Source organism: Pseudomonas sp. C27(2019), from assembly GCF_008807395.1.
GTDB lineage: Bacteria > Pseudomonadota > Gammaproteobacteria > Pseudomonadales > Pseudomonadaceae > Denitrificimonas.
The window spans coordinates 3,150,430-3,174,135 of the sequence record NZ_CP043320.1 but is presented as its reverse complement, the minus strand read 5'-3'; the positions used below and the strand labels follow the sequence as shown (position 1 = coordinate 3,174,135).

The 23,706-nt window shown below is 49.9% G+C and carries 24 protein-coding genes; 9 read left to right on the top strand and 15 right to left on the bottom strand.

Annotated elements, in window-relative coordinates; translation table 11 throughout:
• Nucleotides 1-61: 61 nt before the first annotated feature.
• On the top strand, nucleotides 62-724 hold the full coding sequence (yrfG, locus tag FXF61_RS14650) for a GMP/IMP nucleotidase (protein ID WP_151185944.1): 663 nt from the start codon (nucleotides 62-64) through the stop codon (nucleotides 722-724).
• Nucleotides 725-780: 56 nt separating this feature from the next.
• Here yrfG and FXF61_RS14645 read toward each other — a convergent pair whose 3' ends face one another.
• Entirely contained in the window at nucleotides 781-1,287 is a 507-nt protein-coding gene (locus FXF61_RS14645) for a M48 family metallopeptidase (protein WP_151185943.1), read from the bottom strand.
• A 217-nt stretch (nucleotides 1,288-1,504) separates the two neighbouring features.
• Between FXF61_RS14645 and FXF61_RS14640 the strand changes: the two genes are divergently transcribed.
• The gene (locus FXF61_RS14640) at nucleotides 1,505-2,413 is read left to right on the top strand and encodes a LysR family transcriptional regulator (protein ID WP_151185942.1); all 909 of its coding nucleotides are present in this window, start codon (nucleotides 1,505-1,507) and stop codon (nucleotides 2,411-2,413) included.
• 7 nt (nucleotides 2,414-2,420) lie between these two features.
• On the opposite strand, the gene FXF61_RS14635 is transcribed toward FXF61_RS14640, so the two are convergent.
• On the bottom strand, nucleotides 2,421-2,996 hold the full coding sequence (locus tag FXF61_RS14635) for a YceI family protein (protein ID WP_151185941.1): 576 nt from the start codon (nucleotides 2,994-2,996) through the stop codon (nucleotides 2,421-2,423).
• A gap of 39 nt (nucleotides 2,997-3,035) precedes the next feature.
• Complete coding sequence (locus FXF61_RS14630; protein ID WP_151185940.1) at nucleotides 3,036-3,590, bottom strand: cytochrome b; 555 nt, start codon at nucleotides 3,588-3,590, stop codon at nucleotides 3,036-3,038.
• A 728-nt stretch (nucleotides 3,591-4,318) separates the two neighbouring features.
• On the opposite strand from FXF61_RS14630, the gene FXF61_RS14625 reads away from it, so the two are divergent.
• Complete coding sequence (locus FXF61_RS14625) at nucleotides 4,319-5,002, top strand: ABC transporter ATP-binding protein (RefSeq protein ID WP_151185939.1); 684 nt, start codon at nucleotides 4,319-4,321, stop codon at nucleotides 5,000-5,002.
• On the top strand, nucleotides 4,999-6,024 hold the full coding sequence (locus FXF61_RS14620) for an ABC transporter permease (RefSeq protein ID WP_151185938.1): 1,026 nt from the start codon (nucleotides 4,999-5,001) through the stop codon (nucleotides 6,022-6,024). The genes FXF61_RS14625 and FXF61_RS14620 overlap by 4 nt, the downstream gene beginning before the upstream one ends.
• A 415-nt stretch (nucleotides 6,025-6,439) precedes the next feature.
• Here the strand turns inward: FXF61_RS14620 and FXF61_RS14615 are convergent, their stop codons facing one another.
• The 7 genes from FXF61_RS14615 to FXF61_RS14585 form a co-directional block, all read right to left on the bottom strand.
• Entirely contained in the window at nucleotides 6,440-7,240 is an 801-nt protein-coding gene (locus tag FXF61_RS14615; RefSeq protein ID WP_151185937.1) for a thiazole synthase, read from the bottom strand.
• A gap of 68 nt (nucleotides 7,241-7,308) precedes the next feature.
• Nucleotides 7,309-7,509: a sulfur carrier protein ThiS gene (thiS, locus tag FXF61_RS14610; protein WP_151185936.1), complete on the bottom strand. Its 201-nt coding sequence runs from the start codon at nucleotides 7,507-7,509 to the stop codon at nucleotides 7,309-7,311.
• On the bottom strand, nucleotides 7,509-8,543 hold the full coding sequence (locus tag FXF61_RS14605) for a YeiH family protein (RefSeq protein WP_256663455.1): 1,035 nt from the start codon (nucleotides 8,541-8,543) through the stop codon (nucleotides 7,509-7,511). Before FXF61_RS14605 ends, thiS begins: the two co-directional genes overlap by 1 nt.
• A 12-nt stretch (nucleotides 8,544-8,555) precedes the next feature.
• Nucleotides 8,556-9,047 (bottom strand): universal stress protein, encoded by a 492-nt coding sequence (locus FXF61_RS14600; RefSeq protein ID WP_151185934.1) that lies wholly within the window; start codon nucleotides 9,045-9,047, stop codon nucleotides 8,556-8,558.
• 78 nt (nucleotides 9,048-9,125) lie between these two features.
• Nucleotides 9,126-10,466, bottom strand: coding sequence for a TRAP transporter large permease (locus FXF61_RS14595; RefSeq protein ID WP_151185933.1), 1,341 nt, complete (start codon nucleotides 10,464-10,466; stop codon nucleotides 9,126-9,128).
• A gap of 2 nt (nucleotides 10,467-10,468) precedes the next feature.
• Nucleotides 10,469-11,032, bottom strand: a complete 564-nt coding sequence (locus tag FXF61_RS14590) for a TRAP transporter small permease (RefSeq protein WP_151185932.1) — start codon at nucleotides 11,030-11,032, stop codon at nucleotides 10,469-10,471.
• Nucleotides 11,033-11,129: 97 nt separating this feature from the next.
• Nucleotides 11,130-12,074, bottom strand: coding sequence for a TRAP transporter substrate-binding protein (locus FXF61_RS14585; protein WP_256663454.1), 945 nt, complete (start codon nucleotides 12,072-12,074; stop codon nucleotides 11,130-11,132).
• 400 nt (nucleotides 12,075-12,474) lie between these two features.
• Here FXF61_RS14585 and FXF61_RS14580 point away from each other — a divergent pair, with 400 nt between their 5' ends.
• Nucleotides 12,475-13,941 (top strand): PLP-dependent aminotransferase family protein, encoded by a 1,467-nt coding sequence (locus FXF61_RS14580; RefSeq protein WP_151185930.1) that lies wholly within the window; start codon nucleotides 12,475-12,477, stop codon nucleotides 13,939-13,941.
• A 6-nt stretch (nucleotides 13,942-13,947) separates the two neighbouring features.
• Here FXF61_RS14580 and FXF61_RS14575 read toward each other — a convergent pair whose 3' ends face one another.
• Complete coding sequence (locus tag FXF61_RS14575; protein WP_151185929.1) at nucleotides 13,948-15,393, bottom strand: FAD-binding oxidoreductase; 1,446 nt, start codon at nucleotides 15,391-15,393, stop codon at nucleotides 13,948-13,950.
• 45 nt (nucleotides 15,394-15,438) lie between these two features.
• The gene (locus tag FXF61_RS14570; RefSeq protein ID WP_151185928.1) at nucleotides 15,439-15,822 is read right to left on the bottom strand and encodes a nuclear transport factor 2 family protein; all 384 of its coding nucleotides are present in this window, start codon (nucleotides 15,820-15,822) and stop codon (nucleotides 15,439-15,441) included.
• 277 nt (nucleotides 15,823-16,099) lie between these two features.
• Between FXF61_RS14570 and FXF61_RS14565 the strand changes: the two genes are divergently transcribed.
• From FXF61_RS14565 to FXF61_RS14550, 4 genes are read left to right on the top strand one after another with little or no spacing between them, the layout of a single operon-like run.
• Nucleotides 16,100-17,080 (top strand): MoxR family ATPase, encoded by a 981-nt coding sequence (locus FXF61_RS14565; RefSeq protein ID WP_151185927.1) that lies wholly within the window; start codon nucleotides 16,100-16,102, stop codon nucleotides 17,078-17,080.
• Nucleotides 17,077-18,819 carry a cobalt chelatase gene (locus FXF61_RS14560; RefSeq protein WP_151185926.1) on the top strand — a complete coding sequence of 581 codons (1,743 nt, stop codon included), beginning with the start codon at nucleotides 17,077-17,079 and terminating at the stop codon, nucleotides 18,817-18,819. Before FXF61_RS14565 ends, FXF61_RS14560 begins: the two co-directional genes overlap by 4 nt.
• A gap of 56 nt (nucleotides 18,820-18,875) precedes the next feature.
• The gene (locus FXF61_RS14555) at nucleotides 18,876-19,229 is read left to right on the top strand and encodes a Lin0512 family protein (RefSeq protein WP_151185925.1); all 354 of its coding nucleotides are present in this window, start codon (nucleotides 18,876-18,878) and stop codon (nucleotides 19,227-19,229) included.
• Entirely contained in the window at nucleotides 19,222-19,596 is a 375-nt protein-coding gene (locus FXF61_RS14550) for a Lin0512 family protein (RefSeq protein WP_151185924.1), read from the top strand. The genes FXF61_RS14555 and FXF61_RS14550 overlap by 8 nt, the downstream gene beginning before the upstream one ends.
• A gap of 72 nt (nucleotides 19,597-19,668) precedes the next feature.
• Here FXF61_RS14550 and FXF61_RS14545 read toward each other — a convergent pair whose 3' ends face one another.
• The 3 genes from FXF61_RS14545 to xsc form a co-directional block, all read right to left on the bottom strand.
• A complete protein-coding gene (locus tag FXF61_RS14545; protein WP_151185923.1) occupies nucleotides 19,669-20,427 on the bottom strand; it encodes a sulfite exporter TauE/SafE family protein in 759 nt (252 codons plus the stop codon).
• A gap of 202 nt (nucleotides 20,428-20,629) precedes the next feature.
• The gene (locus tag FXF61_RS14540) at nucleotides 20,630-21,607 is read right to left on the bottom strand and encodes an IS5 family transposase (protein ID WP_151183574.1); all 978 of its coding nucleotides are present in this window, start codon (nucleotides 21,605-21,607) and stop codon (nucleotides 20,630-20,632) included.
• 199 nt (nucleotides 21,608-21,806) lie between these two features.
• Nucleotides 21,807-23,630: a sulfoacetaldehyde acetyltransferase gene (gene xsc, locus FXF61_RS14535; protein WP_218571818.1), complete on the bottom strand. Its 1,824-nt coding sequence runs from the start codon at nucleotides 23,628-23,630 to the stop codon at nucleotides 21,807-21,809.
• Between the last annotated feature and the right edge of the window lie 76 nt (nucleotides 23,631-23,706).

Here is a 23,706-nt window from a genome sequence, read left to right as displayed (position 1 = left end):
CCAATTGCTTATAGCAGGTATCATAGCGCGCTTGATCACACAGTTTTAGAGAGATTTAAGTATGCAACAACTGCCTTGGGAGCACATTGACACCGTTTTATTGGATATGGATGGCACCTTACTCGACCTGCATTTTGATAATGTCTTTTGGCTCGACTACATGCCGCAATACTATGCCGACAAAAACGGGCTATCACGCGCCGAAGCGGATGCCTATTTACAACCTTTAATGGCCTCCTACAGCGGCCAACTGAACTGGTACTGTGTGGAGTTTTGGAGTAAAACGCTGGACCTGCCCATCAAACAAATGAAGCGTGACACCGCACATTTAATTGATCTGCGCGCCAACTCCGAGCAGTTTTTATTAGCACTCAAGCAGGCAGGCAAGCGCAGGGTGCTGGTGACCAATGCGCACCGTGATTCACTGCATATCAAACTTGAGAAAGTCCATTTAGAGCCGTTATTAGACATCATTGTCAGCTCGCACGATTACGGTTACCCCAAAGAAGACCAGCGCTTCTGGGACAGCCTCAGCAAGCAGGTGGACTACCAGCCAGCACGCAGCTTATTTATTGATGACAGCCTGCCGGTACTGCGCAGCGCTCAGCGTTATGGTATCGGTCATTTGCGCGCCGTCCTGCAGCCGGACAGCCAAGGCCCGCAAAAAAACTGTGAGGAATTTATCCCTTCAACTGATCTACTGGCTCTGGTGAGTAACCTATAAGGGCTCTAGTGAGCTGCCAAACTGTGCCGACTGCAACTCGGAGAATCCAGCGGCAACTAGCCTGAACTTTTATGCAGCGTATCGCGCCAGGTCAGGTAAATACGCAGATCAAATTCGTATTGATGGTAGTTCGGCAGCATATGCTGACACAGCTGATAAAAGGCTTTGTTGTGGTCTTTTTCGCGCAAATGCGCCAGTTCGTGCACTACAATCATCTGCAAGAACTCAGGCGGCGTATCACGAAATAACGAGGCAATACGGATTTCTTTTTTCGCCGTGAGCTTATTGCCCTGTACCCGTGAAATAGCAGTGTGCAAACCCAACGCATGGCGCAGCACATCGAGCTTGCTGTCATACAGGACTTTGTCGATATTTGGCGCATTGCGCAGATACTGCTGCTTGAGATCACTGGTGAACTGATACAGCGCTTTATCACTTTGTACACTATGGCGCTCGGGGTAACGTTGCTGTAAATAGGCTTCAAGCTTATTCTGCTGCATGAGCTTGCGCACTTGAGCCTGCAACTCTGGTCCATAGGCGGCTAGATATTTAAGCTCAGACATCGTCACTCTATTCCTCTCAACAACATTAATAAAAAACGCTAAACTGACTGCAGCACTGAATAATGATTTACGGAGTCAGAGTGTTGTGAAAAAACCACTCAAAAGACGCATTTACTCTCTGTAAACTGCACTTTTCACCGATTTGCCTACCTCTGGCACCCTAGCCAACATTATTCAGCGTTTCCTTAGCTCTAACACACTCGGCTATGGCCCGCCTATGAAAGCTCCACGTATCACCCTCGATCAATGGAAAATCTTACAAGCTGTGATTGATCATGGTGGTTACGCACAAGCAGCACAAGCGCTGCACTGCTCGCAATCGTCCATCAGCTATAATATTGCGCGCATGCAAGAGCAGTTGGCCATGCCATTATTAATCATCGAAGGTCGTAAAGCTGTATTAACACCCACCGGTGAAATTCTTCTAAGACGTTCACGGCAATTAACCGCCGATGCGGCGCAGCTGGAAGCCTTGGCTCAGCAAATCGAAGAAGGCTGGGAAGCCGAAGTCCGTTTGGTGGTTGATATCGCCTATCCCAGCCAAAGAATCGTACAAGCACTGCAGGCCTTTAAGCCATTGAGTCGCGACTGTCGGGTGTTATTACGCGAAGAGGTGCTCTCTGGCACAGAGGAGTTACTGCATGACGGTGCTGCCGATATTGCCATCAGCGTGTTAAATATTATCGGTTATTTACCCATTGAGCTGGGCTCTATTACCTTTGTTGCAGTGGCCCATCACCAGCACCCACTGCATCAATTAGGGCGCAAATTAAGCGCCACTGACTTATCTGCACACATGCAAATGGTGGTACGCGATTCAGGGCAACGCCAACCACGGGATGTGGGCTGGTTAGGTGCAGAACAACGCTGGACGGTGACGAGTTTAGCCACATCGGCTGAGTTTATTCGAGCAGGCTTGGGCTTTGCTTGGTTACCGGAGCATATGGTTGCCGCTGATTTAGCCAGCGGCCTTCTGAAAAAACTACCCTTGCAAACTAGCAGCGTGCGCCATCAGCCCTTTTATCTGTATAGCCATAAAGATAAGCCGCTCGGGAAAGCGGCGCAAATCTTAGTCGATTGCATTCGCGCCAGCGCACTACCTGTGCAAGGTAGCGACACTGACTAAGGCTCAATTACTGACGTACACCTTCGACAGACAAGGTCAACTCAACACTTTCTGAGGCTGGGCCTAAGTCGGTGGTAATAGCAAAATCAGCAAGTTTCAAAGTAGTGGTGCCTGCAAAACCAGCGCGGTAGCCGCCCCAAGGATCATCACCCTCGCCAACAAAGCTCGCAGCAATCACCACTTCTTTAGTGACACCATTGAGGGTTAAGTCACCAATAATATCTGCTGTGCCTTCACCGGTACTCACTACTTTTGTTGAAGCAAAGGTTGCTTTCGGATGTTTGCTGGTATTTAAAAAGTCAGCACTACGTAAATGCTTATCACGCTCGGCATGGTTACTGTCGAGACTCGCTGTACGTAACGTGACATTGACCTTACTGGCTTCAGGCTGTTCTGCGTCATAGCTAAAGGTGCCATCAAAATCTTTAAAGGTGCCGTACAGCCAACTGTAGCCTAAGTGGCTGATTTTAAAATTAACGAAAGCGTGCTGACCTTCTTGATCAATCACATAGTCTGCTGCAGATACTGCAGCACTGCTTAACACCGAACCTAGCAGCAGCGCTGCAAACGTTTTCTTAAACATGTGTATTACCTCAATGTATTTGTTTATATCGTACAAATTTTATTTTGGCCCATAACCCAGCATGCGCTTGAGCGTGGCATCGCGATCAATAAAGTGGTGTTTAAGTGCTGCTAAAGCATGCAACCCAGCAAAAATCACTAATCCCCAAGCCACATAGAAATGCACAGCGCCAGCCAAATCCGCCTGATTGGGTAGACCGCTAATAAGAGCAGGGATCTCAAATAGATCAAACACACTAATCCCACGGCCTTCTGCTGTTGAAATCAGGTAACCTGAAATCATCACCACAAAAATACCCAAATACAGCAGCCCGTGGCCTAAGCGACTGAGTAACCGCTCACTGCTGGAGTGCGTACTTAAAGGCGCAGGCTTTGGCGTAAAAAAGCGCCACAACACGCGCAACAGCATCAGCGCAAAGAGTGTCACACCCACACTTTTATGCAGCGCGGGGGCGGTTCGATACCATTCACTGTAATAGTTTAGCCCAGTCATCCACAGCCCCAAGCCAAACAAAGCAAAGACCGCCAGCGCGACCAACCAATGCATGACGATGCTGACTAGACCATAGCGATTTGAAGAATTAAGCAACTGCATATGAGTTCTCTTATGTTGTGATGGCGTCTATTGTAGTTAAATAAACATTGATAAAAAGCGCTAATTATTGCTTATAACTATCGACTTATTAGATAGATAGAAACTCACGGCCCAGCCCCAGCCTTCACTCGTTATTGATCGCGCTATTGCAAAACAGTCTCTGGATATCAGCTGTGCAGAAAACTACAGATGAGCGAATTCCTAACCTGTCAAAAGAACGTGCGCGAGCATCATTTAGTTGTTTTTATAATGCGGGTTAAAACATGGAACGTATCGGCTAGAGCCACGCATAAACTGGCAAGGTCCTTAGTCGAGGGTGTTTGAGCTATATTAACAAGGCTACCTATACTTTTTTGTAATCGTTTGCGCTCATATAGCTTAGCGCATGAGTCTTAGAGCAGATTCATACATGCCGCAATCGTGCTTATCTCGGGGCTTGGGAACTTAAACCCATGGCTCTAGTCAGATAGGCCACATACAGGAGGTAATCATGATCGGTCTTTTGGTAGTCGTCATTCTAGTCATCGTTATAATCAAAATAATTTAACGAGGAAGAAAAACATGCAGCGCTGGCTCGCCAGCCATGCATGATATTCTGCGAGCAAAATCTGTCGCAATAGCGACATTTACTATGCACCCAAGCTAATCAGATCGTGCACGTTTTTGATTCAGGGTGTCAGCTTTCTGGTTTTACGTATAAAACCTTTTTCAAGATAGACCCTTAATCTATGCAGCTCCAAGTCAAGAATTTGGCCAAGCTCTATGCTCAGAATAGAGGTCTTACGCCGACCAGTTTTGCTGTGGAAAAAGGCGAGTTGATCGCTATCGTTGGCCATAATGGCGCTGGAAAATCGACCCTGTTAAAAATGCTCGCCAACTGGATTGTAGCGGATAGCGGCGAGGTCAGCATCGATGGTATCGACCTGAAAAATAGAGCAGCAGCGGTCAGGAAAATCGGCTTTATTCCAGAAGACCCCAACCTCTTTGACTTTTTCTCGGTCGAATACAACCTTAAGTTATTCGCTAAGCTCACGCAGACAGCACTGCCGCGCGTGGAAGAGGTGCTCAACGAGTTCAATCTATTGTCCTTTCGCAAAGCCAAAGTACAAACCCTCTCCAAAGGCTTGAAACAAAGAGTCAGCATTGGCCGTGCCCTGCTAGCAAATCCCTCACTATTACTACTGGATGAGCCAACTTCAGGCTTGGACTTCGAGACCACTCGTGAAATCTACCGTCTGCTAAACAGCATGCATGCCGCTGGAAAAACTATTTTGTTTACCTCGCACCGCCCCGAAGAAATCAAGAATCTGGCGACACGTATTATGGTTTTGCACAATGGCGCTGTGATCTTCGATGGACTGCCACAGGCTTACTTCCAGTCCGCTATTCATGCAGAGCTGTACGCCTCATGAAAAACATTCTTATTCTGACACTCAACGATCTGGCAATCGCAGTAAAGAACAAAACCCTGTTGCTGGTGCTGTTTATCCCTCTGTTTGTTTTTGTCGCGCTGAGCCTCGTTGATGAAAGCGACAGCGAAGCGAGTAAAGTCAAGATCGGCTTACTGCAAGATTATGTCTACATGCCAGACATCACTGACAGTATCACAGCAGCTGCAAACAGCATTGAGCTGACTTGGCTGGAAAGTGAAGAGCAGGGCCTGCGCCTACTCAAGGACCACAGCATCGATGCTGTGGTGAGCAACAGTGACAAAGAGTCAGGCGGCTTGGCCTTGCTGGTACTGAAAAAGGAATCTCTGCAGACCGTTGCAATCGTGCAGAACTTTTCTGCACTACAGAAAATGGTAGAAGGGCATCCACCCAGCTGGATTGCCGAAATCAGCGCCTTGCAGCAAGGTGGTATGCAACGTGAGACGCTGCCAACTTGGATCTTGATGGTTATTTTACTGGTTGGCTTTATCATTCTCCCCGCGCAAATCGCCGAAGAAAAGGAGAAAAAACTGCTGCTGGGCCTGCTGCAGACACCCATACATGAAGCGCAATGGCTGGCGGCTAAACTGCTCTTAGGTATGGCTCTGATTGCTGTGGCGACGCTGTTTCTTCACCTACTAAGCAATGTTTGGCCAGTCCATGCCTTGAGCTACATCGTCTTTATCTTGGTCGGTAGTTTTTGTTTCAGCGCCTATGGCGTCTTTCTTGGCTTTCTCTGCCGCAATCAGGCGACGGCAAGAACCCTAGGGGTGATCTTTTATTTGCCGCATCTGCTGCCTTCTGCCATGTCCGACGTGTCACAAAAACTCACTGCCATCGCCCCTATCCTGCCGTCTTACCAGCTGTACATGCCACTGCAATCGATATTGCTGGAAGATGGCAGCATGGCCAATATGACATTTGCATGGCTCTATTTAGTGCTGCTAGGTGCAGTATTGTTCTCACTGGCCTATCTGCTTATGAAAAAACGCTGGCTGATGTGATCGTGCTGAACGAGTCTGCGTGCTGACATTGGGCATGTAACCTATCCTGCTAGCTGAGTAAAACAGCCCCTAGCTTACAGCACTATGCAAAGCAAACCGCTTAAACAGTACGCTCTAGCAGATCATTCAACGACGTGGAGCAACTTAACAAGAACTTATTTTTAGCGAAACGGCACACACAGAACCCGTATTTTATTGCGGCAAACCACTAGCGTGGTTTAAGCCTATTGAGCCAATTGAGCCAAAACAAAAACTAACGCCCAAATGACAAAATGCCCAATACGTTTAGGTACTGGGCATTTTGAAAGCCTTGCTACATCAATGGTGTTGCCTATTTATCGCTTGCGCTCTTTACCATATACGCTCCTTATCAATAGCACCCTTACAAAAGACACTCCATAAACAGCAATACGCGTTATTTAGCAGCAATACGCCCTGCCATCGGTGACGACGGGCTCGCTAAGTCGCGACGCGGCATACGCCCAGCTAAGTAAGCGGTGCGCCCGGCTTGCACCGCTAAGCGCATTGCGCGTGCCATGGCGATCGGGTCCGAGGAGCGTGCAATAGCAGAATTCATCAATACCGCATCACAGCCCAGCTCCATCGCCATCGCAGCCTCATAGGCCGTGCCAATGCCCGCATCAATCAGCACTGGTACGCTGGCGCGCTCAATAATCAAACGAATATTGTGTGGGTTTTGAATACCACAGCCAGAACCAATCAGTGAACCCAATGGCATCACTGCACAGCAACCGATTTTCTCCAATTCGAGAGCCACCACTGGATCGTCGCTGGTGTAAACCATGACATCAAACCCATCGTGAATCAGTTGCTCCGCAGCTTTTAACGTTTCCACTACATTTGGATACAACGTTTTATCTTCTGCTAAGACTTCCAATTTAACTAGGTTATGACCGTCCAATAATTCACGAGCCAGCTTGCACGTGCGTACAGCCGAGCGCGCGTCATAACAGCCTGCGGTGTTAGGCAGCAAGGTGTAGCGATTTGGCGGCAAAAAATCGAGCAGATTAGGCTCATCAGGGTGCTGGCCGACACTGGTACGGCGCACGGCAAAAGTCACCACTTCGGTTTCGCTTTCTAGCAGTGCACGCGCCGTTTCTTCGTAATCTTTATACAGGCCAGTGCCCACCATCAGGCGCGAATTAAACTGACGGCCCGCTATGATTAATGGTTTATCTACGGATTGCTTTGTCATTATTTTTTCCCGTTTGCAAACATGTTCTTATACATAAGGCGAGGCGTTTTGCGTATTGCTCAGTTGGGCTAGCCGCCGCCAATGGCGTGAACAATTTCAACCCGATCATTGGCACGCAACACATACGTTGCATGCTCACTGCGAGGCAAAACTTCCTCATTCAACTCTACCGCAACCCGCTGCACATCAAGCCCGCGGGCTTGCAGTAACTGCAGAACTGTAGTGGCAGTCAGTAACTGCCTAGGTTCGCCATTGAGCAGAATATCCATCACAAGCCTCCCAAGCCAAAGTAAATGCAGGCCATCACGAACGACAAGAGAAACAGCGTTTCGAGGACCATTAAAATTACCGGCTTCCAACCGACAACTGCCAATTTCTGGAAGGATGTTTTAATACCCAGCGCCGCAATGGCCGCCACCATGCACCAACGTGATAAATCAGTGAACACATCAGTCACTAGCGGTGGAATCCAGCCAAGACTGTTGATCAATACAATCACCACAAAGGCCACCAAAAAGCTTGGTAGCGCAGGCACTTTGCCGCTACCAGCCTCTTTGCGATTGTTTCGGAAGAGGAAGATAAAGACCATCACCGCTGGCACCAGCATAGCCACCCGTAATAACTTAACGAAGGTCGCCACGTCACCCGCATCATCAGAAATCATGTAGCCAGCACCCACCACCTGCGCCACATCATGGATGGTGCCACCGAGGAAAATACCTGCCTCAGTATCACTCAGACCCAGAACACCAACAATCAGCGGGTAGACAATCATGGCCACAGTCGACAGCGTGGTGACCCCAACCACAGTCATAATGGTGTTGCGCTCATGGGTTTCGTTACGCGGCATCACCGCTGACAATGCCAGCGCAGCAGAGGCTCCACAGATGGCCACTGAACCACCCGTCAGCAGCCCCATATCACGACTAAGACCCAGCGCCCGCGCCAGAAGCGTGCCGACGAAAATAGTCAAAATCACGCCAGCAACGACAATCAATACCGGCCCAATGCCCAAGGTCGCAACTTGCTCAAGGGTGATGCGCACACCCAGCAAAGCAACACCCAAGCGCAAAATAGTACGCGAGCAAAAGTCCACACCAGCCAAGCAGCGACCCTCTTCCGAAAGAAAGTGCAAGGTCATACCAAATAGCAGCGCATACAGGAGCGTTGGGCCGCCATAATGATCAGCAATAAAGGTGGTAGCCAAGGCAATGGTGATGCAAATCATCGTGCCCGGCATGACGCGCTTACCGACAGCTATTAAATGCTGAGGGGAATATTTTGACATCTCATGTGTAGACATATGTATTGCCCCCTAAGGCCGTGCAACAGGCACAACAACCACTGGAACTTTTGATCGCTTGATAACGCCTTTAGTGACCTTGCCGGCGTAGGTTGCTAAATAACTGCGCTTGTTGGCAGCCATAACAATTAAGTCGTACTTGCCAGCATTGGCGCAGTGGGCAATCACCGCAGCAGGATAGCCTTCCAAGACAGACAGGGTGACTTCACGACCTTGCATAGCCTCTCGCAATTCAGGGAAACGGCCCCAAAACGCTTCAACCTCCGCAGCAAGCTCACTGCGGGATTGATCAATGCGCTTTTCCATCAGCGAACCTAAAACATCGCGGTCGCGGATATTCACTTTCAAGGTATTCATCACATCGTCTGCAAGCGACTTGACCACATACAAAATGTTCAGGCTCGCCCCCGTGGCCAACGCCAAATTAACGCTATGCTCAAGCACGTTGTCACAATTACCGCGCATGCCAATACTGCATAAAATACGGTTGATTTTTTTAGTCATGTTCGTCTCCTAAGCGATTCAGGCCGGCCTGCAATCGCTAACAGTATTATTAAATAGGCAAAACCCCTGCGTTCAAGATCAATAACCCATGATCGAGGGTAACCACAGCGACAGTTGTGGAAAGTAAGCAATAATAAAGATTGCGGTAATCGACCCAGCGGCAAAGGGCAGCGCCTTGACTGAAATTTCCTCAATTGATGAGCCGCCGATCCCCGAAGCAACGAACAGGTTTTCACCTAACGGCGGTGTCTGGAAACCGATCGCTAAAGCACACACCACAACAATGCCCACATGCACAGGGTCCATGCCAAGCATGTACATAATCGGCAGCAGTACCGGGGTCAAAATCATAATGGCAGCCAGTGTTTCCATGAACATGCCGACAAACAGCAGGAAAGCAATGATCATCGCCCAGATCGCATAGGTGTTATCAGTAACACTTAGCATCACCTCAGCAATATGCGCAGGCACTCTGTTCTCAACCAAAAGACGACCGAAGACTGTCGCAGTAAACAAGATCAATAGAACTCGCCCAGAAATCCAAGTGGTGGTCTCCAGCGTGCGCAGAGCAGACTTTAGCAACAATTCCTTGTGGATAAAGATGCCGACAATTAACGTATAAACAATCGCCACAATCGCTGATTCAGTTGGCGTAAACAGCCCCGTGTAGATCCCACCCAGAATGATAATGGGTGCTAACATCGACCAAAAACCTTTACGCAGTGCAGTCCAGATACCTGAGTAGGACCAACTATCGCTCAGCCCGCGGTAGCCACGTTTGCGTGAAATAAAGTAGTTAATGGCTAAAAGAAAACTAGCAATAACAATTCCCGGCACCACACCTGCAATAAACAGCTTAGGGATCGATAGCGTCTGGAAGCTGCCGTGCATCGCCACAGCTTCTGGTGGCGGCTGCAAGCCCATTCCGGAAATGCCAAAGATAACCATCGGAATCGAAGGCGGAATAACCACCCCTAACCCACCCGAAGACGCTGTGACTGCGGAGGCATAGCCTTTGCTATAGCCACGCTTAGCCATCGCCGGAATCATCAACATACCCACTGCTGCTGTGGTAGCCGGACCGGAGCCGGAAATCGCACCGAAGAACATGCAAGCAAATACAGTTGCCGCACCCAAGCCACCGGTCATCGGACCAGCAAACGCCTCAGCAATATCCACCAACCGCTTAGAAATCCCAGCCGCTTCCATCAAAGCACCCGCCAAGATAAACGCCGGCAAAGCCATTAACGGGAAAGCACCAACTGAGGTAAAGGCCATTTGCACAAAGGCCAGAGGGTTCTCACCTAGGGTTAGGTAGGTGGCTAACGCAGCCACAGCCAAAGAAACAGCGATTGGCGCACCCATAACCAGCAGCAAGAAGAATGCGCCGAACAGCACATAGATTAATGTAGTTTCCATGATTATTTTTCCCCATTGGCCTGGTTGTTGGCGCCTGCTTCTGTGCCATTTTTAATGTCTTCAAGAGCTTTGGCTTCAGGGTCGATTATTTCTATCTTCTTAACAAAGCGAAGGTAGTTGTTCTGAATAATGCGCAATGTCATTGCAGCAAAGGCAATGGGCAAAATAAGGTAGAAATACTTCATTGGAATACCCATGGTTTGGGACTTCCAAAACAGATTCATTTTATTGAAAACGAAGTCGTAACTCAGATAGACAAAGAACGCGTTAAAGCCGATCCAAATAATATCTGTGAGTACGGCGCAAAAGGTCGCTACCCAGCGCGGAAACAGTTTGAACTGAAAGGTCACGCGGTTGTGGGCCGACATTTTTGTCGCATAGGCTGCACCAAAATACGCAAACCAAACAAACGCATAAGTTGCCAGCTCATCGCCCCATGGGATCGAATAGCTGAATATATTCCTCAGCATGATCTGCAGGAATAACAAAACAACAAAGACAATCAAGAGAAACTGACACAAGTAACTCTCGATATTATCGACAAATTTGAAAAGAATATTTTTCATAGCAGCGGCCACCTAAAGAAAAGACGCCCACAACAATTCCTAGGCCGGCCCGATAGGCCAGCTTAGGAAACTGCAGCGATGTTGCGTGGGTTCGTGGTTATTTCTCAGGTGCTGGCTCGCGTCCTAGCACACCTAACACATTATCCAGCTTGTCTTTACCACCGATGCTCTTATAGAACTTCGGCCAGATGGTAGAGGCTTGAGCAATCCACTCACTCTCATCATTGGCGGGCTGGACAATCGTCATGCCGTGTTCTTCTACTAGGCTCTTTTTGATGCCTTCTTCACTGGCCAGCAGATAGTTGTAGCTGTGTTCAGTCGCAGCGGCACCGGCTTCAATCACAGCGGTTTGCATGTCAGAACTCAGACTTTGGAACGCACCTTCACCCATAATCAGCGGCTCGAGAGAAAACACATAGCAGCTGTCAGTGACGTATTTCTGCACCTCGTAGAACTTCATTGCATCAATAGTGATGTAAGGGTTGTCTTGGCCGTGCACAACGCCCTGCTGCAAAGCGGTAAAGGTTTCAGACCAAGCCAAAGGGTTAGGGTTAACACCCCACGCCTGATACGAAGCGATCATAATTTCGTTCTTCGGCACTCGAATCACCAGACCCTCAAGATCTTTGGGTGAGGCAACCGGTTTGACCGAGTTAGTCAGACGGCGGCAACCTGAGTACGCCCAGCCAACGATACGCACGCCAGCATCGCGAATGGTGTTTTGCGCAAGTTCTTTACCGACCGCACCTTGCGTCAGGAGCTTGGCATCTTCAGCGTTATGAATCACATAAGGCAGTGTCAACACGCCGACAGAAGGTGAGAAAGGGGTGATGTTATTGATGGCCAAAATAGACAGGTCAAGCATGCCCATACTGGCGTTGTTGATGGTGTCCTGCTCGCTACCAAGCTGACCGTTAGGGAACAAGTTGATTTTGACCTTGCCGTCGGTACGCTTGCCCATTTCCTCGGCAAATTTTTCGCCAAGCTCATACTGCGTGCCACCTGCTGCATCGCCAATCGCCATTTTCCAAGTTGCAGCCATGCTGCTAGCACTAAAGGTAAGGCACGCTGCTGAAATGACTGCAGGAAGTATCTTTTTATAAGTACGCATAGTTGTAGCCTCATCTTGTTATTGTTATGGGAGTTCGCAGTAGGCAATGACCTCGATCACACCGACTCTTCCTCCATGATCTTGATATTTAGTATAAATAATTTCGTTTTCCGGAATTAATTATGACCTACACCTCTTTTTTACGCATTTCTTAGCCTGAGCTATAGAGCCAATCAGTAACAATGTGTAGAGCCAGATGCTCGTTTAAAAATAAATTTTACTCGGCGTGGCTTATTTCATTATTTGAAACCACTATGCCATACTCGGTTTTATCTGCTCTCTCATTCATTCTGACTATTACTAGTATTAATACGTACAGGGCTCATACGCCATGCTCCTTTTCGATATAGACCCTAAACGTCCTGAAAGCCTACAGCGCCAACTGCGTGAGCAAATTGCTAATGCTATTTTGGACGGCCAAATTCCTTTGCATAAAGCGCTGCCCTCCAGCCGAGGATTGGCCAGCGAGCTTAAAATTGCGCGCAATACTGTAGTCTTGGCCTACGAGCAGTTGCTGGATGATGGCTACCTTATTGCAAAAAGCCGTAGCGGTTATTTCGTTAATCCAGATATTTTGGAAGGCCATGCTGAAAAACCAGTGCGCCTGAACGATATTGATGCTGAGCCCATGCCTTGGGAAACACTGTTAACCGCCCGCCCCTCGCGTCAGCAAAATATTCGCAAACCCAAAGACTGGTACAACTACGACTATCCTTTTTTATACGGGCAGCTCGATCCATCTTTATTCCCAATACAGCACTGGCGCGAGTGCAACCGTGACTCCACCAGCGTGCAAGCCATACGCAGTTGGTCGGCAGATCACTTTGATGAAGATGATCCGCTGCTGATCGAACAAATTCGCACTCGCCTGCTGCCTCGGCGCGGCGTTTGGGCCAACCCTGAAAACATCCTGATTACTGTAGGCACCCAACAAGCCCTATGGACCGTTGCTCAGCTATTGCTTAAACCTGGGCGTCGTTTTGGCATGGAGAATCCTGGCTACGTCGATATGCATAACATTGCCCGTCTATTTACAGACGACATCCAACTGCTGCCTGTGGATGAGCAAGGTATGTGTTTGCATGAAAGCATTGCTGATTGCCAACTGATTTACGTTACGCCCAGCCATCAAAGCCCGACAACTGTGACCATGCCGCTGGAACGGCGGCGACAGTTGCTCGACCTTGCAGAAATGAATAACTTTCTAATTATTGAGGATGATTACAACAGCGAAACCAATTACCAGAGCAACCCCACGCCAGCACTTAAAAGCTTGGATCGCCACGAGCGCGTGATCTACGTTGGCAGCTTATCTAAGACGTTAGCACCGGGCCTACGCTTGGGCTATATGGTTGCGCACCCAACCTTGATTCGTGAAGCACGCGCCATCCGCCGCCTGATGCTGCGCCATCCGCCTGCCAATAATCAGCGCGCCCTCGCATTGTTTCTTGAACGCGGTTATCACGATGTGCTGTTACGCCAGATCCACCGCACCTTCAAACAGCGTTGGCAGCGTATGAACGAGGCCCTGCAAACCCATTTACCGCAACTGCAAACCTCTTCAAGTATCGGCGGTACCAGCTTTTGGTTGAAAGCACCGCCAGAGCTGGACTTTCGCAAACTGCAAGCCTTAGCCAGAAAGCAAAGCATATTGGTGGAGTGCGGAGATATCCATCACCTTGATCGCTCATGCAACGAGCACTTACGTTTGGGATTTTCTGCCATAGCAGAAGAAAAAATTGAGCCAGGGCTGAAGCTGCTGGCTCAATTATTACCTCTGGCGATACGCGAACACTAAAGTAAATTACCAGCGCTCGTCTTTGTATGCGTACCAGCGGTAGAGAACACTTTGCCCCAGTCGACGAAACGGCGCAAAGGTTTGTGACTCAACCACTTCCTTGATGTTAGGGAATGGCAGTTTGGATTGGAATATGGGCATATCCATACCCGTTTTATCACCCGCAATCAACTGCGCCATACGCTTACCAGCCTGCGCCGAATACATCACACCATTACCGCCGTAACCTAACGCGTAATAAATGGTTTCTCTTGGATCTGGCTGGAAAATACGCGGCATCATATCGTGACTGACATCCACCCAACCCCACCATGAATAGTCGAGCTTGATACCCTGCAGTAATGGAAATTTACGATGCATATCACTGATAAGCATATTTTTGTATTTTTCCTGAGGCGCATCACGACCAGTAATGGCACTGCGGCTACCAATCTGCAAACGGTTATCTGGCAGCAAGCGATAGTAATGGCGCAATATCCGCGTATCTGTTATCACCTGCCGCGTATGCATATTGCACGCTTGTACTTCATCATCGGTTAGTACGCGGGTGACAATCGAGTTGGACAAAATAGGTAATAAACGGTTTTTCAGCTGCGGGTGCAGGCTTTGTGAGGTGTAGCCACCGGTTGCCATGCCCACCGCACCTGCTTTAACCACGCCGCCCGGTGTCGTTAAATAGTGCACACCACCGCGCGTTTCCCAACTTTGTACTGGGCTGGCAGGGTGAATTTTAACCCCTAAAGCCCGCGCTTTGCGGTGATAACCAAATGCCAGCTTGCCCGCATGAATGCCAATTCCCTCAGGCTCATGCATCGCACCTGCAGCTTCTTGATCGCCAAACCAGTCACGTTTGACCGTTTCCGCATCCAAAATTTGCGCATCATAATTGAAGGTTTCACGCAGCAATTTTGCTTCTTTTTCGAGAATCGGCATCTGCCGGTTACGGTGCGCTATATATAAATGGCCACCAAATTGCGGCTCGCAATCAATATCCTTAATTAGATTTTTGAAAGTTTCCATGGCATCAAGGCATTCCTGATGCAACTTGTGCGCAACATCTAGACCATAGCGGTCAATCCACTGTGAGCGCTTGAGTCGACCAGTAGCACACTGTGCTTGTCCACCATTACGAGTAGAGCATCCCCAGCTGGTGCGGTTCGCTTCCAATACTGTTGCCTTAATGCCGTAGTTTTCCGCTAAGAAAATAGCTGCGGTCAAACCGGTAAAGCCTGCACCCACGATAACCACATCAGCGTCAATATCGCCTTGCACTGGACCATCATCCGCTGGCGGTTCACCCGCCGTGCCAATCCAGTAAGTTGGCGCATAATCACGCCCTTGGCCAGGTGTGGCAGTTTTAAGCGGATCGTAAGAGGGGTCGTAAGGCTGCGACGGCGCAGTACGCTGCTCAGCTCTTAGATCAGCTTGATTATTCACTTCTACAGTTTTCATGACCGTTTCCTCATGATCGAGTTGTTAAGCTTTAGAGCGAACATCTCAAGCGTTAACAGGGGGACGATTCTTGCGGAATGCATTTTTGATGGCGATTTTGCCATCGCGAAACGTCAATACATCGATCATGCGTGCTTCGGTGCGCAAACCATCAGCGGTGGTACCTTTATAGGTTGACTCCAAAAAGCCTTTGTCTCCCACGACATAGCATTCAGCATCGACCCAGCAAGCATCTGGTGCATTTTTCCAGGCAGCAGATAAACCAGCGCGCACGGCATCCGGTCCAACAAAACTCTTACCTTGTAATTCAGGTCCAGCGACAGCGTTGAACACGCAATCATCAGTCATCATCTCGAGCGCTGCATCAATGTCATGATTATTAAGGGCATCGGCAAACGCTTGAAGAAAAGCAACGGTAGGTTGGCTCATGGTGAACTCCACTTGAAAATAGTTTTGTAATTATTGTTAACGCCCCACTGGCTGGGAATCGTGTACAGAGGAGCTTACGCCAAGGATTTTGAATTCATTAGCGCCAATTACGATACATTGCTTGGGCCAGACGCAATCCATTCTGACAGCAAAACCCACTCAACCAACAGATAAAAATACCGTTAAATGAAACACAACGTTCCGCTTTTAATATTTATTAAGGTAGGTTAAGCTGAAAAAACAAAAACAACATCTCAGTACACCCGAGGAAAAACACATGGCAGATTTGCTAGGCTCCAAGCCCGATACCTTGCGCTCAGTACGTGAACTCTTCGGCATCGACAGCGACCTTCAAGTACCCGCTTTCAGCCAGCGCGATGAGTATGTTCCAGAAATAGACGAAGCCTACCGCTTCAACCCAGATGTCACCTTGGCGATTCTCGCTGGCTTTACCCGTAATCGTCGGGTAATGGTTCAGGGCCTGCACGGCACCGGCAAATCCACCCACATTGAACAAGTGGCGGCACGCTTAAACTGGCCCTGCTTGCGCGTCAACTTAGACGGGCATATCAGCCGCTTAGACTTAGTCGGCAAAGACGCTATCGTGGTGCGTGATGGTGTACAGGTGACTGAATTTCAGGAGGGTATTGTGCCTTGGTCACTGCAGCGTCCAATGGCGTTGATCTTTGACGAATACGATGCCGGTCGTCCCGATGTGATGTTTGTTATCCAACGTATTCTGGAGCGTGATGGCCAGTTTTCACTGCTGGATCAAAACCGTGTGATTCACCCACACCCCTATTTCCGCTTGTTTGCCACTGCAAATACCGTGGGCTTGGGCAATATGTCAGGCATGTATCAGGGCACCCAAGTGCTCAACCACGCGCAGATTGACCGCTGGAATATCGTCGCCAAACTGGATTACCTCGATGCACCAGAAGAGGCGGCCATCGTGCTGGCGCGCGTACCGGAAAAAGACAATGAGAAAGGCCGCCAGCTGATTGATAAAATGGTCAGCGTCGCCAACCTGACCCGCAAAGGCTTTGCCGCCGGTGATATTTCCACCCTGATGTCGCCGCGCACGGTGATTACTTGGGCTGAGAACTGCGAAATTTTCCGCGACCCAGCGCTGGCCTTTAGGTTGTCGTTTTTGAATAAGTGCGATGACGCTGAACGCCAGATCGTCGCCGAATACTACCAGCGCTGTTTTGATGTGGAGCTGGATGAGTCCTGGTCAAAAGAGCCCTTTTCAGCATGAATAGCACCGCTCAGCAGCAAGCCCGCCGTCAGCAACGGATTGAAGAGCTGTGCGCTGCCTCAATAAGGGCCATCAGCGGCCAGCCCGATTTGCACTTTCGCGGCAAGCGACTGTACCAAGGCGAGCGTAGCTTTCCGATGAATGCACCGCACCATCGCATTGATACGGCAGTGGCGCCCTTTGCCGACTGCCGTGCTGCCGCCGACGCTATGGCCCTGCGTTTGCTGTTCAGTGATGCCGAGCTGCATCGCGCGCACTGCCCGCTCAAGCCTATTGCGCGACTGGTATTTGAGCTGCTGGAACAACTGCGCGTCGAAGCTTTAGTACCGGCCAGCCTCAGCGGCATGGCGGCTAATTTAGATCAGCGCTTTGAACGTTGGTCGCATGATTTTTATACCTCCGGTAGCGCCGAAGGCAGCAGTGGCATCCTTTTATACACCGTGGCGCAAATGTGCTGGGCACGTCTGAACGCGCGCCAAGTCTTGGAAGAAAGCGAAGATTTTATCGAAAGCACACGCTTTTCGCTGGCCTCATCGATGGGCACCGCACTGGCCGGTTTACGCCGCAATCGCTTTGATCAGGCCGCCTATATTCCCCACGCTCGCGCTATTGCCGAGCTGATTGATAACATTATTGAAGCGCAGCGCGCGGGGCAAAGTGCCAACGACAACAGCAGCAAAGACGACGACGATGATGACGAACTGCAAAAAGGTTTTGCCTTACTGCTAGAGTTTGATCAAGAGGGTGATGATGAAACCAACTTTGCCAGCGCACGCAGCGGCATCAGCAAAGCCTTCGCTGAAAATCAACAAGGCTACAGCGTCTTCACCACCGCCCACGACCGTGAAGTGGTGGCGGCAACGCTAGTGCGTGCGGCGCAGCTCGAGGAATATCGCCAGCGCTTGGATTCAGGTATCGCCGAGCAAGGCATTAACGTGCAACGCGTGGCACGTCAGCTGGCCAATGTCTTGGCCACATGGCAACGTGATGACTGGCTCTACGGCGAAGAAGAAGGCCGCATTGATGGCCGCCGCTTGGCGCAACTTGTCAGCTCACCCACTGAGCGCCGACTATTTTACCATGAGCGCCAGCGCCCTATCGCCGATTGCGTGGTCAGTATTTTAATTGATTGCTCAGGCTCCATGCGCCACCAAATCGAACCGGTGGCGATGCTGGCTGACACTCTGATTCGTGCGCTTGACATGATCGGCGCCAGCAGTGAGTTGCTCGGTTTCACCACCAATGCCTGGAACGGTGGCAAGCCCTATAAAGAGTGGATGCGCCAAGGCCGCCCCAGTTATCCCGGGCGCCTCAATGAAACCTGCCACCTGGTGTTCAAAACCGCAGATCGAGGCTGGCGTCGCAGTCGCCGCGATATTGCCGCTCTGTTAAAGGGCGACTTATTTCGCGAAGGCATAGACGGCGAAGCGGTTGATTGGGCCTGCAATCGCCTGCTGGCACGCAGCGAAAGCCGTAAAATCCTTATTGTGATTTCTGATGGCTGCCCGGCCGACAGCGCGACCAACCTGACCAACGATGCGTTTTATCTCGATAACCATCTAAAAGAAGTGCTGGCGCGCCGTGAACGCCAAGGCGAAGTTGATATTTTAGGATTGGGCGTGGGCTTGGATTTAAGCCCGTTTTACCGCCACTGCCTCGCCACTGACATGTCGCAAGTACTGGACCACCACCTGTTCGATGAAATCATTCAACTGATTGGTCACCGTAAGCGACGCTAAGCGCTATAGCCACATGCATGGCTGAGCAAAGATTAAACTGAGAGAGGACCGCTGCAATGGCAAAAACCCGTTTGGTGCATCAGTTTGGTATGGGCACCTCGATTCGAAGCCAAGACTACACTGAGGCCTGCGCGCGCGGAATTCGTGATGCGCTGTGGCACAACTCAGTCAATCTCGCCAATGCCTTTGGTTTTCCACGCGAGGCAATGCTGATTGATGTAGAAATCGGCGTGCAAAAACCTGAGCTGGTGGACATTCAAGCGCTACTGGGCATTTTCCCTTATGGACAACCCACGATTACCCTGAGCAAAGGCGGACTGGACGTCGACAAACCGGATGGCAGCGGCACCAGTGTCATCGTCAATGTTGCGCTTGTGGTATCTTTTGATATGGAGCCGAACCATGACTGAGCGTCGTATTATTCTTGAGATGGGCAGCAGCAATTCGCTGTATGGCCAAGACTACACCAAGGCTGCTTGCCGCGCGGTCGAGGATGCGCTGCGCCACTCCTCGCTGGTACTGCTATCAACCCTGGGCTACGACCATCGCCAGATGCGCGTTGAGGTCACCATTGGCGTGCAGCACCCAGAGCAAGTTGACTGCGCTGCGGTAGCGGCGATCTTGCCGCGTGGCCGTGCTGAAGTACAAGCAGTGCATGGTGGACTCAACGTGCACGACCCCGATAACAACACCACCCACGTCATCGCCGCTGCGGCAGTGGCAGCGTTTTTACCCATTGCAGAGGATGCATGGCGGCTTTCCTCTACCGAGAATTGAGCAGCAACAGGCACTTAAATCTCTGATGTGGCGGGCGTAATACGTCCGCTTGTGCCAACATTTTGGCGCATATCAGTCCAGCAAACCGCTAGCAATCAGTGACACCCCGATCAGGATCAAGAGTATAAACACCAAACGGCGCAAGGTTTGTGCCGACAGTGGCGGCGGATAATTGCGCCCGAGAAACGTACCCGCCACCACCACTGGAAAAGCCCAAGCCGTCAGTAACAAAATCTCCATATTCATTTGTCCCTGGCCAACCACAAACAGAGTGCGCACCCCCGATGACACGGCAAACAGCAGCAGTAAGGTATGACGAATGTAGTTGGCGTTCAACGGCTGGCGGTAATAATGATAGATCAACGGTGGCCCAGCAATTTCAAACAAACCACCCAGAAAACCCGACAGCCCACCAAACACAGTAAAGCTCGCGGGTCGAGCAACCTCTTCCTGAATACGCGGCTTGAGTAACAACGCAACACCGCCGTATACAATCACCATGCCTAACAACACATGCACAATGCTAGATGCGCTGTCACTTAAATAATTAAGCAACAACACCCCGACAATAATAGTCGGCACAAGCCCCAGTAAAGTGGCTGCTACTGCCGGCCAGTACACATGCTGCAAACGCCCAGGCAGGGCAAACGCACAATTAACCATGGTCATCAAACTGACAACCACGACCGCAGAGGTCAGCGGCACGATACCAAAACCACCGGCCAGCCCCAGCACAATCATCCCCAGTCCAAACCCTGTTACGGTCTGAAAATAACCGGCGAAACAGGCGATAAAAAGAAACAACCAAGGTATCTCAATACTGAAGCTCATCAAATTCACCTACCCTAATAGAGCGCAATAATGGCTGAGCACTTTAAGGAAACGCTGAATAAAACCAATCAAACCAGCCAATCCATGCGGATTTAAAATTCAGCTCTTAAATTTCAACTTCAGGGCCATAAAAAACCTTTTTATCAGCAGTTTTACCCGTTTTTGCTGCTTTTCCCGGCAGCTTACCGGTTTTTAGGCGGATTTATCCCGCCAACGGCATACATCGCTTCGACAAGAACAGGTTTGCCAAGGCAAACAGGCTATAGAGATGGGCTGTGTTTTTCGCCAAGCCACGGTAGCGAGTCTTGCGGTGACCAAAGTGCACTTTGACCCAGTAAAAGGGATGCTCAACCTTGGCGCGTATCCGGCTCTTTAATTTTTCGATTTTGTCAGCCAGTTGACCTTCTTCTGTGCCGCTATCGCGCAGCTTTCGACGCTTTCCATGGCGCATGGCTACCACCCACTCCACATCTTTATCCTTATTTTCTTCCCGTTTGTCAGCCCCCAGATAACCAGAATCACCGTATACCTGCTGTTCCTCGCCGTGTAGCAAAGCATGAGCTTGGTTCACGTCGTGCACGTTGGCCGCAGTGGTGACCAGTGTGTGCACCAAACCGCTAGCCGCATCAACACCGATGTGAGCTTTCATGCCAAAGTAATACTGATTGCCTTTCTTAGTGGAGCGCATTTGCGGATCACGGCTTTTACTCTTATTCTTGGTGGAAGGTGGTGCGGCAATAATTGTAGCGTCAACCACCGTGCCTTCCTTGAGGTACAAGCCCTTGCTCGCCAGTTGGTAATTGACCGCAGCAAAAATTTGTTGAGTCAAGCTGTGAGTTTCCAGCAGACGACGAAAACGCAACAAAGTGGTCGCATCCGGCACGGCATCACGCCCAAGATCAATATCCATAAACAGCTGAATTGCTGCGCTGTCATAAACGGCATCCTCAGTTCCTTCATCGGAAAACCCCATGACCTGCTGTAGGATGTACATACGTAACATGCGAGAAAGCCCCATAGTCGGACGACCTCGTTTGCCGTCAGATTTCGGATAGTACGGCTCAATCACTGATTCCAGAACAGACCAAGGCACCAGAGTTTCCAGGTCCATCAACAGTCGATCCCTACGGGTTTGCTTCTTTTTGCTGACGAACTCGGCTTCGGCGAAAGTGATTTGCATGACTGTGGACTCGATACTAATTACGGATTGGACTATTTTACCAAAGGCTGCAGCCCGCTTGGGGTTTGTTCAGTGTTTCCTTAAGTATTTGATTTAAGGCCTGTATAGCCTACCGAATACAACTGATAAGGCCCGAACAAAAAAACCCCCAGCAATGCTGGGGGTGAAGGGGGAAGTCAATCTAGTAAAACCTTTTACGTTATACGTAGTCTTGGTACTTCTCGAGTAAACGTACTGGTTTTTTCAGTGCATCACGACGGAACGGATCGCCCAGCTCGCGGGTACACATCACTTCGATGATCGTTGTTTTACCTTCGTTCATCTGCATATTAACGGCTTTCTTCAACGCTGGGCCAACATCTTCGATGCGGTCAACGGTGATGCCTTCAGCGCCCATCGCGCGAGCGATTTCAGCAAAGCTCTGGTTTTCCAGCTCTCCAGCAACGAAGCGACGGTTGTAGAACTCAACTTGGTTCTTCTTCTCAGCGCCCCACTGACGGTTGTGGAACACCACCACTGTGACAGGAATGTCATGACGCACTGCAGTCATGGTTTCCATCAAACTCATACCCCAAGCACCGTCACCGGTATAGGCAATCGCTGGACGCTCAGGTGCAGCAACTTTAGCCCCCATAATGGTTGGGAAGGCATAACCACAGTTACCAAAGCTCATTGGTGCAAAGAAACTGCGTGGCTTCTCAAAGCGCAAGTAGCTGTGTGCAACGGCGTTGATGTTACCGATATCGGTTGAGACCATCACGTTTTCTGGCATGGCCTTTTCAAGCTCGCGCAATACTTGGCGCGGGTGCAGGTAGGAACCACCAGAGAATGGCGTTTCACCTTTCGCTTCTTCAATGGCATCCAAGCTGAATGGGTCAGTTTCGTGCGTCCACTCGTCCAGCTCTTTCTCCCATGCTGCTTTTTCGCTAGCAATCAGCTCAGCACGCTCATCACGGTTCGCATCACAAGCCAAATCACGTTCTTGCAGACGCTCAGTTAAAGCAACCGCAGCATCTTTGGCATCACCACAGATACCCACAGCAATTTTCTTAACCAAACCCAGCATTTTATGGTCGGCATCAACCTGAATAATTTTCGCATCCTTCGGCCAGTAGTCCATACCGTGCTGTGGCAAGGTACCGAACGGGCCAAGACGAGTACCTAAAGCTAGAACCACGTCAGCTTTAGCCATCAGTTTCATACCCGCTTTAGAACCCTGGTAACCCAGAGGACCTGCCCACAGCGGGTGGCTAGCTGGGAAGGAGTCGTTGTGCTGGTAGCTGTTTACTACTGGCGCACCTAGACGTTCAGCCAGTGCTTTACATTCCTCAACACCATCGGCCATGACCACACCACCACCGGAGATGATCACTGGGAACTTGGCATTGGCCAGCAGCTCTGCTGCTTCATCCAAGCTTTTCGCACCACCAGGCCCACGATCAATACGTGAAGGCACTGGGATTTCACACTCAATCTCACCGTAGAAGTAATCACGCGGAATATTGAGCTGAGTTGGGCCAATTTCAGACATAGCACGGTCAAAGCAACGACCAGTGTATTCAGCCATACGTGCTGGGTGGGTCACATGACCTTGATATTTTACAAACTCTTGGAACATCGGTAGCTGGTTACACTCTTGGAAACCACCTAAGCCAATACCCGTCGTGCCTGTTTCTGGGGTAATGATAACAACTGGACTGTGCGCCCAGAATGCAGCAGCAATACCGGTAACGCTGTTAGAAATACCTGGGCCGTTTTGACCAATCAGTACGCCGTGGCGACCGGATACGCGGGCATAACCATCTGCCATGTGCGCCGATCCTTGCTCGTGCACAACTGGAATCAGGCGAATGCCGGCTGGGGCGAAAATATCCATGGCATCCATAAAGGCCGAGCCCATGATGCCGAACATGTCAGTTACGCCGTTAGCCACCAGCGTTTCTACAAACGCTTCAGAAGGTGTCATCTTCTGCTTGCCTTCAACGACCTGACGAGTATCTGTATTGTTGTTGTTAGTGCTCATGAGTGATCTCCGAGATAGCATCAAAGCTAATCGTCTAAAAATTCATTTTATTGTACAAATCATTCCGAAAAACGGA